Raw genomic sequence first — 8,330 nt, forward strand, 5'->3', positions numbered from 1 at the left:
TTTTTATATTGGATTATCTAATGACTTTTCTAAAGGCTTAGGAGCTTGAGTGACTGCTGGTTGTTTCTCTATCCAGTGTTTCAGCCATTTTTTCCGTTCCGAGTCTTCGTACTGTTTCCACGTTTCTGACGCTGACTTATCCACACCATTTTTTGTTGGTTCTTTAAAAATAAGCCATGGCATATCACTAAAGAAATTACCAGCAAGAGCTTTATCTGAGCTTAAAGACGGTAATGACACAACGACATCTCTTCCTTTGTCGTAATCATGTGTGCCATCTACATCAACTTGGTTCAAGTGAGTAACAGACAGTTCAAGGTTCGCTTTGCCTCCGATGACTCCTCCAAATGGCCTTAGACCTTTTAGCTGCGCGCCCGTTGGCGCAACATAACCCAAATCAAACTTCATACAATAGACTGTATAGCTTGTGCCTTTTTGTAAATCATTCTCTTTCTCTAAGCTAGCCACAGCTTGATCAATAAAGATTTTCATCGCATTGATCTCACTGCGATTCTTTTCTGACGATGATTTCGTCAATTCCCAAGAACCATTATCACAAGAAAACTCACCAACATGGTGCATGTCTGAAAAGTACCTAGGACCCTTGACCAACTTACCTTTATTACCTTCTAGTCCCAGTTGAATAGACATATTCACTGAGCCCCAGTCCATTCGTGTCGATTCGTACGCGTCTTTATTATGAGTATCACCCAATAACAAAACGTACATACTCGCGGGGTCTTCTTGTCCTTTGTTTCCCCATGAAAACCCATCGCGTCGAATATTGTGAGCTGAGTTAATCCATTCCTTACTTTGGAAGAAGTTAAGTCCTGAAGATTGAGTTTCGATAGCGACGACTTGTTGCTTTATCCCTTTGATGACTGGAATAGAGTTCTTCTTACTCTTAGCATTCATTAAGGTAAAGCTCTCGACCATAAGATCTTTCTCACGCAAAAGTAGCGCCTTCTCACCGAGATAAGTATCAAGCAACACTAACTTCGTTTCGGTACTCAACACTCCAACTTTTAACTCATCTGGCAAGTCGTCAAAGTCTTTACCTTGTATGTAATCCGCAGGCAGGTAGAAATTGACATCCCCTTTCTTTTTCCTAATCGATAGGCTGTAACGCATGTTTTGAAAGCCGCCGCCTTTTACATAGCGCTTAAATGAATCGGTTTCAGAAAAATAATCACTTGGGTTCCCAGCTTTTGCACTTCCAGAAGCAGCAAGACTAAATATCGCGTCGGCAAACAGTAGCTTAGACTTGGATGTCATCGGCTTCATTCCATCAATCATCACACTACCGAAACGATAGGATGGACAATGGTCGATTGCAATCAATGTTGACTCTTCATTGACACCTTGTTGTTTATAAAACTTAGCAATTTCACCATTTGGGTCAGTTTCAAAATCAGCGACCTTTTTAGGTAACATCCAATCTCTGAAAGCGGGACCATTTATGTTTTCAAGACCGTCTACTCGGTTATAGCCTACGGTCACTTCCTGAGCGTATTTGTGCGCCTTGGTGAGCACTATCTGAACTTTAACTTTATCGTACGGCCCTATATGACCATTATCTGATTGTTTGATCCAACTATCATAAGGTAGCCAATCGGGCTTATCCGATTCTTGAAAGCGCGCCGATTTAATTAAGATTCGACAGAACCCTATCGCTTCTTTTTTTAGTTCACTATCTTGTGGGTTAAATGCCTGAGTAAAGTTTTCAAACATGCTTTCTTCTGGGTGTTCAAATAGCATCGTTTGAACAGGGAAAACTCGATTAAAAGCCCCTGAAGCTTTATTGTTATCCCCAACTTGATACCAAGAGTAAGCATTCATCCTGCTGTTCTCAGAGATTGGTGCCGGCCAATATTGTGAAGCCGCAGTCATTTTTTCAGCCAACGCGTCATAAAATTGATTTTCACACTGGTTCTTCCAATTGGCAGCCATAGTATTTCCTTTAATCGTATGAACTGACCAATCATCTCCTAGAATGTAACGCTCAATATAGTCTTTTACTTTATAACGCTTCACCAAAGATTCAAATGACACCAATGAATCGGCATGCGCTTTAACACCAAGATCGGCGAGTAGTAAAACCAAACCATTGATTGCCAAAGCTCTAAGCTGGTAGCGCTTTAGCAACTCCTTTCTAGATTCTTCACTCTCGAAGTGAGCGACAAGCTCTTTGTAGGAATTGATTTCCTTCCTTTCTAAAGCAATATTACTTTTACGTAGTTCTTTAAGTAACTCAATATGAATATTGGATAATCGTTCCAATTCACGCTTCACATTATGCTTTTCATTCAGCTCATTCAACAAGGAGTCCAGTAGCGCATGGTCGATCATTTTGACAGCTGAAATGGCAGCTTTTGTTCCTTCTTTAGCTACAATTACCCCGCGAGCAACCGGAGCAACAACCGGCACATAAGAAGCGACATCAACCAAACTATCGAATACCGCCATCCGTAATTCGGCTTCAAGTTTGTCTTCTGTACTCATTGCGATTTCAAGAGCTAAGCGTGAACGTTCCATCGCTTGTGAGCCATAACGGCTAGGATGGAAATACACATCGAAAGATTGCATATATATGCGTATGACGACTCGTCGGTTCTGTTTTAAGTTTGGATTATTACGGTCAATTTTTTCGCCTTCAACTGGAAGATAGATAGGTCGGCTTTCCCCAAACGCCTCAATTGAAATTCGGTCTTTAAAAACAGAAGATACCTTTAACAGCAGAGCTTTCGCATTTTCCGCTCTATCTGCCGCCACCTGCATGTTTTTTTCAGCGGTATCGACTTGGCATGCATGCCCTTCGACCTCAACCCTTAAATTTGATTCCGCTTCTAACACCTCCGCAAGTGCGGAACCTAGCTCCATGAACACAGCTTCGTTTTCTTTTAGTTCATTTTCTTTAGAATTAAATTCGAACTTGATTCCAATCCCTGCACCGCGAGAGTCATTCACCATGTAGGCTGTGATTTGTTCTTTAGACTTCTCGCGCGCCTTTTCTAGAGCCTGATCAATCTTATCCTCTTGAGCTGTGTTTCTGGTTTTCCAAACAGGGATATGTTTTAGGTAATCATCAGCGACCTCACCTGTCGCCTTGTCTGCCGTTTCTACTTTTTTGCCCTGCTTTAATACCGCCTTGGCTTTGTTAACCAGGTCGATGCCACTGGTCACTGTACCAAACGCGTTAACCCCAATCGATGTTCCCCCAGTAAGCCAGGCTTCAGCAACTCGCCCTGCCACCACTTTTCGATTACCCATGGCGGCTTCCATTGCCGTGGAAAATGTATTCGCTCGTAGCTCCGGAGTATTAAGCACTTTTGCATGGAGCCATGGTTTCCACCCAACACTTACCGTTTGAGGAGAATGTAATTCACGCAGGGTATCCAGGGCAGCTTTAGTGCTATAAATACCATAGTAAAGTTCTCCAGCGGCTTTCATCGCCGGTGGCATATCTGTTTTCACGGTATCCCAATAGAGTTTCGAGACATTATTAAACACCGCTTGCCTGCCATCACTATCGAGGGTTTCTTGCAGGCTACCACTCATCAGCCCTGCACCTAATTGTGCAGACACATCTCGGATATTCTTAAGTAGTGTGAGACTTCGAGATGCTGGTGTATTGGCTGCTGCTCCTTGTGCATTACCATGAAGGTAGTGCTTCATGTTGCTGAAATACTGCGGGTATTGATAAATCAAAGATTCTTCTAAGGAAATCATATCGCCACTGACAATGGCGAATTTACCTAATGGCGTGCTAGAAGAAAAAGAGATATGTTCACGTAATTCGTATGTGTAAGCAGTATCTAAACCATCGTCATACTGCTCAATATTGGCGTTCTTAACAAAATCAGGAATCGGTTTATCCATTTGACTTGGTATAAATTCTACCCGAATACTGTAAAGCCCTTCATCAAACGCCGCCGAATCTATATAAAACAATGCGCAAGGGTATTGGTTTTGATCAATATTCTCTGTCTTTTTGGGCAGCACAGCTTGAACTGTATCCCCAACTTTCTCATACTTGCCTTCGTCGGTTCCTTTGCCATTCCCAACTTTAAACTTATACAAACTAACTGAAGCGTTTAAATACCCTTCATCCGAAAAAACGATTGCACAGCTAGAAACAACAGGTAGAACAAAGCCCTTAAGTGGTTGCTTGAGAGCACGAACTTCTTCGTACCACTTGTTGTATGCTGCGTTCTCTTCGCTCAGCTGACCGTTTGTATCTTCTTGATAAGGATCTGCCAATTGATCTGTGCTGATCTCAGTTAGTGTAAGTTGAACTTCGCTGTTATCCAATTGACCACTAAGCTTTGCAATTTCTACAGCCAACTCTTTAGGTGATAGCTCTGCAAGTGAGGCAATAAGTGGCAATGATGGGAAACGAAAATTGAAAGTTTGTTCACCCCCTTTTGGTAAGTCTTTGCCTAAGGAATGAATAGGACATTCTGGAGAAAGTACTTCAAACACCCCATTTTTATCCGGCTTCCCATTACCCAGTGAGCATAATTTAAACTCTTGGTTGGTCGCCCAAAGTGCTGGGTTATCGCTATTTGTTAGGTTTAGCATTGGCACTTTTGCTAACGGGCGAACATTAGTTATTTCCTGATTGCCAACTAGGCTAGTTTCTTTATGCCAGGTTGGATAAGTTACTTTGTCTTTCTGTTTTTCCCCTTCTACTCTAGATGCGGGAAAATAAGTGCCAAACAAATAATAATTAGCATGTAATGGAATGACACTACATGATTCAACAGGGTTCATAGTTCATCTCCTGTTACAAAATCACCATTGTTGGCAAAAGCATTATAAAGAGAAGATAGGTCTGCACTGTGACCGCTATTGGTCTGTTTCCATTTTAAATAAGGACCAAAGTGTTTTTCTTCTGTTAGTTTACTAACAACAACTCGAGCTGCTCCTTCATGAATATAATTCGCATCTTTGCCCAAAACTTCAAAATAGCGAAACTTGCCCATTGCTCGTGGAATTATTTCTTCCGATTGGAAGGACTTGTTTTTTACATCTATTAGGTAGCGGTGTGTTCGCGTCTCAGCCCAGACATACCGACCTGTCGGGCTTATAGATTTATTCCTAAAACGTGCAACTGCCACCTCACTCGTTTCATCAGGAACTACGCTATATAGCCATTCATCTTGCGATTCATCATATACTCCAACCCCTAAATCCGAAGCAATTACCCGCTTCCCCTGATAAATCACAGAATACTCGTTAAACTCTGTTTCTACTTGTCGCTTAACACCAGTCGCTAAGGTGTACTTCCAGTCTCTAAATTTATCAACGTAGTAGAGGTAACTGCTGTCTTCCGCCCAAAGGAATTCTGGATAACCGCGAGAGCGACCTAGCTCGATATACTCGCCCGTCTTGAGATCTTTAATGACCTTAAACATCCCTTCTTCGGCGGAATACGCCAGAGCTAAGTAGCGATTGTTTGGAGACATCCGCATTAACCGAACCATACCGCCAAATTCATCTGCGACTAAACGTAAGTCAGTACCATCCGTTTTGACACTCCATACTTTGTCTCCTATCTCATAGAGATCTTTCGAGTCACCTCGTCCATTATCCCAACGGAACACCACTCTAGGTAAATCATAGGAATCTTGGTTGCTAATGTCCTCTCGTGGCCACTCTTTAGCTTTTCGAATGGTATATTTAGGTTTACCCGTTTCTTTATCATAAATAACGTAATTATTTTCGGTAATGTAAACACGACCATCATCCCACTGCTGTGCATTTTTTAACGCAACAGGATCATTTTCAACGGTCTGAGGCTTCACCGCTTGTTGCTGCTCAGGTACTGTTGGTTCTACTGATTCGTTGTTGCATCCTGACAATACCAACAACGCAATAAGGCTTAAGCTATGACGTAGTTTCATTCGTTATTCTCTTTATAATTAGGAGTATTTGCATTTAGGTTAAGCAAATAGATAACATTCTTGATGTAATGGCATTGGCCGCTATTCGCTCGACTTATAAGCCAATAAGTCGGCAATGGGTGTCTGGTGAATTATAACGGTTTGGTTATCACGATTTTGCCTGCTGTTACCCAAATAGCCACGCACTAGATCGACCTTTTCAACTTCAACTGGCCAGCCAGAAAAGCTAATTAACCTAGCCCCTTTGTCTGTTTTTGCACACTGACGAAGCGATACTCGTTGTGACCAATCACCATCACACTGCTTGAGCTCAAAATAATCGTCTGACTCATCCAAAGTTGCATAACCGGGATATTCAAAAACAAGCTCTACAGGCTTGTTCAAATAAACAGCAGCCACATTTTGGTTTAGTTGACTTTGAAGGACCGCGTATTCACTCTGCTTATCACTTGCAGCGTTTGGCAAAACAGACAGCAATCGAGTGATCCCATCACCAGTTTTAAAGCTCTGTTCACTACTGTATGTCTCAAGATCGACCAATTTTGTCGCTTGAACTTCCGGAGCCGACGCTAGCTCAGATAACTGCCTGTGACTTAACTGATTCGAACTGTAAAACATATACACATCTTGAGGTTCACCTTGAACTTTGTACGGCACCCAGATATGAGGCAATGAGGAACCTTTTGCTTCCCTTCCTCCAGTGGTACCGTCGACTGGACTAAAAAAAGTTTCAACTTTCATTGATATTGGAGGATCATACTCAGTCAAAACTATTTCAATTTCTTCCTCAACTAGATTGAATATGCGCGCCTCACCTGAACCGTTCAACATACCTTCACTTACGACCTCACCGTTTTGCAACACCTTAAAGGGTTCATAAGTATGTATAGCGCCTGTCTCAGAGTCCTCTATATGTATATCGGCATGCCTTCTTGGCCTAGAGTCGGTGGAAGTAACATTAATATCGATATCTGAAAAATAACCATTTCTTTCAATGACTAATTCACGCCATATTTCATTATTCCAAATAACATATACAAATCCTGAGCCGAACATTTCGGACGCCTCATCAGAATGATCACCAGTAGTGAAATGTAGTGGGACAACAGGTACCAGTATATTATCCCATTCGTCCATTTGACTTTCTTTATCGACAGGTTGTAGGTCTTCAGCCAATTTCAATAAAATTGGTTGTGGTCGGTCTTTACAAGGAATTTTGATATAGAGCGTTTTCCCCTCTACTTCAAGATCTTTAAATGTCGCGAGGCTTCGGTGTTTATTTTCTCGATCTGGCTTACCTACCGTCACTTTTTCTTTTTGAGTATCGGTAGTTCCTAACATCAGACAGCCAGCATTACTCGACCACTGACCAGCAAACTCAACGACGATTTTATGTTCAGGGGAAGGTTCAACCGGTGAAAAGCTGTAGTGACGTGCTAAAGGTACATCATCGACAACTTGTTGGTAGTTGGCTTTGTGAGCGCGCTCTGAACTGCTCTTACTCACCCTGTCGACATGTAACTTCAGCCGAGGGAAGCTTGCTAGTTGTTTACTCATTAATGGACTGCGCCTCACATTGGAAGACAGACAGACCCAGTTCGCTTTTGCAAGTTCTACTCGAATAGCGTTGAGCAGGCTGTGGACATTTTTTTTAGCCGACGCAGTAATCTGCTGAAGCAGAGTGCTTGGTAATTGAGCCAAGATGTCTTTAGGGGTGCGCACACGCGAAAATAGCCCAATACACTCATCCGGTGTTAAGACATATTGAAGGTCGTTCGTACTGAGAGACGAACTAGATATAAATTTGCAAACTAAGTGCATTTGGATTCTCCACAACCTACAGGTATATATAGTTGCGGTGATAACTAAGCTGATAAGGCTTAAAAAACGATTTGGTTAAAGAAATTCTACGCGTAATGGTTATAAATTTCAATAGATTAGAAGGTGTATCGTCAAAAACCATTACACTAGCAATAAAGCTAATTAAACAGGATAAATAGTCATTTCGTCTGACCAACTAAAAAGGCAAATCAATTTGAACGGATGTCACATAATAATCATTTCATTGCGTACTTAAGTAAATACTAACTAGACCAAACACACATATCTGGTGGAAGCATTTCATCGATTAAGAAGGTTATATTGAGCATTTTCTCGTCTGTAAAAGAGAAAAAAAGTGGGAATAAATTCCCACATAAACTTAGCCAATATAAATAGGATTTATTTTGGAACACTAAATTGGCTTAAAAGGGTGGTACTAAAGTACCAAAATGCAGAACACCACATCAAATAACGACGTGATATAAACACTATATATATTATGCATTTAATATCAAGATGGCACTTTTATAGAGATAACACCAAAAACTACTATGCAAAATATCTATGCAATTGCCATTCTGATTGCATCACCAGTTATATTAG

General features: G+C 41.4%; 3 protein-coding genes. All 3 read right to left on the bottom strand.

Going from position 1 to position 8,330, the window contains the following annotated elements:
* Positions 1 to 3 precede the first annotated feature (3 nt).
* The 3 genes from AB4517_RS05140 to AB4517_RS05150 all read right to left on the bottom strand — a co-directional run bounded on the left by AB4517_RS05140 (position 4) and on the right by AB4517_RS05150 (position 7,727).
* Complete coding sequence (locus AB4517_RS05140) at positions 4 to 4,773, bottom strand: OmpA family protein (protein WP_372147992.1); 4,770 nt, start codon at positions 4,771 to 4,773, stop codon at positions 4 to 6.
* Positions 4,770 to 5,906, bottom strand: coding sequence for a hypothetical protein (locus AB4517_RS05145; RefSeq protein WP_017097120.1), 1,137 nt, complete (start codon positions 5,904 to 5,906; stop codon positions 4,770 to 4,772). The genes AB4517_RS05140 and AB4517_RS05145 overlap by 4 nt, the downstream gene beginning before the upstream one ends.
* 81 nt (positions 5,907 to 5,987) lie before the next feature.
* On the bottom strand, positions 5,988 to 7,727 hold the full coding sequence (locus tag AB4517_RS05150) for a hypothetical protein (protein ID WP_372147993.1): 1,740 nt from the start codon (positions 7,725 to 7,727) through the stop codon (positions 5,988 to 5,990).
* Positions 7,728 to 8,330: the final 603 nt, after the last annotated feature.

The sequence above is a fragment of the Vibrio sp. 10N.222.52.C3 genome, from assembly GCF_041474195.1.
Taxonomy (GTDB): Bacteria; Pseudomonadota; Gammaproteobacteria; order Enterobacterales; family Vibrionaceae; genus Vibrio; species Vibrio crassostreae_C.

Coding starts and splice junctions, on each gene's coding strand:
- AB4517_RS05145 (WP_017097120.1), bottom strand. CDS start 5,906: ATGAAACTACGTCATAGCTTAAGCCTTATTGCGTTGTTGGTATTGTCA.
- AB4517_RS05140 (WP_372147992.1), bottom strand. CDS start 4,773: ATGAACCCTGTTGAATCATGTAGTGTCATTCCATTACATGCTAATTAT.
- AB4517_RS05150 (WP_372147993.1), bottom strand. CDS start 7,727: ATGCACTTAGTTTGCAAATTTATATCTAGTTCGTCTCTCAGTACGAAC.